The organism is Chitinophaga sp., assembly GCF_035564935.1.
Taxonomy (GTDB): Bacteria; Bacteroidota; Bacteroidia; order Chitinophagales; family Chitinophagaceae; genus Chitinophaga.
The window spans coordinates 1-2,686 of sequence record NZ_DATMTE010000038.1; the positions used below are offsets into that span (position 1 = coordinate 1).

Here is a 2,686-nt window from a genome sequence, read left to right on the forward strand (position 1 = left end):
CTTTTACCAGTGTAGCCACCTGGTCCACCTCATCTACAAGCGGTACGACAGGAACACCTAATTCGGTTTCCTTATCGGGAATCAGCGCTTTGCAAAATATTGCCGCAGGAGTTGTCGTTAAATTCCGGATAATCCCTCAAGGCTCAACAGGAAACTATTACCTGACAGGCGGAACCAACTCTTTAAAAATAGACGGCAGTGTTACAGCCGCTGTCAATCCTTTAATTACTCCTTCTACTGCTTCACTGGCTTCTTTTGGCGATGTTATGGTAGGAAACAGCTCATCTGCAACCAGCTTTACATTTAACGGTGCCGGACTTACGGAAGATGTAAGTATTCTGGCTCCGGCAGGATTTGAAATCAGCACAGATGGCATTAACTGGTATCCCGGTACAGACATCAGTCCGGTTGGCGGCTCATTAAATAATGTACAAATCTGGGTTCGCTTTAGTCCCGCAGTGGTAGGAACAGCTTCCGGAAATATCGTACTGTCTTCACCGGGTGCTACCGATAAATTGGTTACTGTTACCGGAACAGGTATTCCTGCCGTAAGTTCTATTGTTGTTGATGATGAGCCTTACGGTCCTTACTGTAACGGAATCAGCAATACTTTTTATTTGGATTTTACGCCAGCCGGAAGTTTCAACAGTGCTAATTTTTATGCGCAGCTCTCTAATACTGACGGTACCTTTCCAACAACACCAACCAATATTGTTGGAGTATCTGCCACCAGTCCAATCACTGTGACAATTCCTGCCGATACGCCTCCAGGCTCAAATTATAGAGTAAGAGTTTATAATGACGACCCGCTGACTTTCAGCAATAATGATAACGGACATAATATTACAATTACAGGAGCAGCAACGCTTTCTGCAGTTACACAAACCAACATCATGTGTGACGGAGGTGCGACTACCATAAATTTGGCTGGCCTGATTCCTGAATCAACCTCTTCTATCAGCTACACCATTAATAATGGCAATGCACAAAACGTTGCAGGTATTATTGCAGACATTAGCGGTAATGCCAGTTTCACCATAAGCCTTCCTTACAGCAATAACGGACATTCTCTAGTTATAGGAACTATCGAAAGAAGTGATATTTCGTCCTGTCCGAATGCGCTTACTGCAAACAATTCTGTTGTATTGGCTGTAAATCCTTCCCCAACAGTAACTGCTGTAAGCACTACTCCCTTATGTGCAACCAATGGCAATGCTGTTATCAGCCTGACAGGATTGATTGCCAACAGTACTTCAGAGATTACTTATACAATTGCGGGAGGTACTGCCGTAACAGTTTCAGGAATTACTGCTAATGCTTCCGGAGAAGCCAGTTTTGAAGTAGCTGTTTCGTCTGCAGAAAATGGCCGGACATTAGAAATAACTTCGATTAAACGAACAGATGTAACTCCAGATTGCGAAAGTGTGATTAGCGGCATAAGCACCATTTTGGTTATCAACTCCAGACCAACAGCAGTAATAAGTGGTAATCAGTCCGTTTGCCAGGGTTCCGCTTCGTCTGAACTTAGCATCGCTTTGACGGGAACAGCCCCTTGGAATCTAACCTATACCGATGGAACTTCAACTTTTCCAATTACCAATATCCAAACATCGCCTTATACTTTTACGGTTACTGCTAATGAGACAAAAACGTATACGGTAACTGTCGTAGAAGACGCCAATTGTATTGCACAATCTGCTGACATAAGCGGAAGCGCCACCGTTACTGCTGTAGAAGCAGGCAATGGAGGAACTATAACCGGAAATTCAACCGTATGCTTCGGAACCAACAACGGAACACTTACTCTGGAAAATCATGTAGGAACTATTATAAAATGGCAATCTTCTACTACTGCAGACTTTAACGGTACTGTTATTGATATTGAAAATACGGCCGCAACTCTTAACTATACAAATCTTTCAGAAACTACATACTACCGCGCAGTTGTGCAAAACGCTCCGTGTATGGAAATTTATTCCACTATTGCAACAATTACGGTTAACCAATCCGAAGCTCCAATTACCGCTTCACAAACTTTCTGTAATGCCGCAACTGTTGCCGACTTACAGCCAAACACTACCGGAATCCAATGGTATGACACTCCAAACGGAGGAACTGCTCTTTCGTTGACACAGCCACTGACCAATGCCGATTATTACGCTACCATGACAGTTGAAGGATGCGAAAGTGCCCGTACGCTAACATCTGTTACAATAAATACGGTTACGCCACCAACCACAACAGCACAGACTTTCTGTAATACCGCAACTGTTGCCGACTTACAACCAAACACTCCCGGAATCCAATGGTATGATGCTCCAAACGGAGGAGTTGCTCTTTCGTTGACACAGCCACTGACCAATGGTGATTACTACGCTACCATGACAGTTGACGGATGCGAAAGTGCCCGTACGCTAACATCTGTTACAATAAATACGGTTACTCCACCAAACGGTTCTGAAAACCAGAATTTCACAGAAGGTGAAACATTGGCGGACCTTGAAGTTACCGGAACAAATCTGGAATGGTATGCTACAGAAACGGCAGCCGAAGCCGGAACACCTGTACTGGATTCCAATGAACCTCTTGTTGACGGAGCGACTTATTATGCCGTACAAACAGTTGGCGAATGTAGCAGCAGTCCTTTGGCAGTAACCGTTTCAATAGTATTGGGCAATCCTGAATT

The 2,686-nt window shown here is 44.1% G+C and carries 1 protein-coding gene; it reads left to right on the top strand.

All coding sequences use genetic code 11. The features are described from left to right. Positions 1 to 2,686: hypothetical protein (locus tag VN105_RS01105; protein WP_325637069.1), on the top strand; the 2,686-nt coding region annotated here is incomplete at both ends.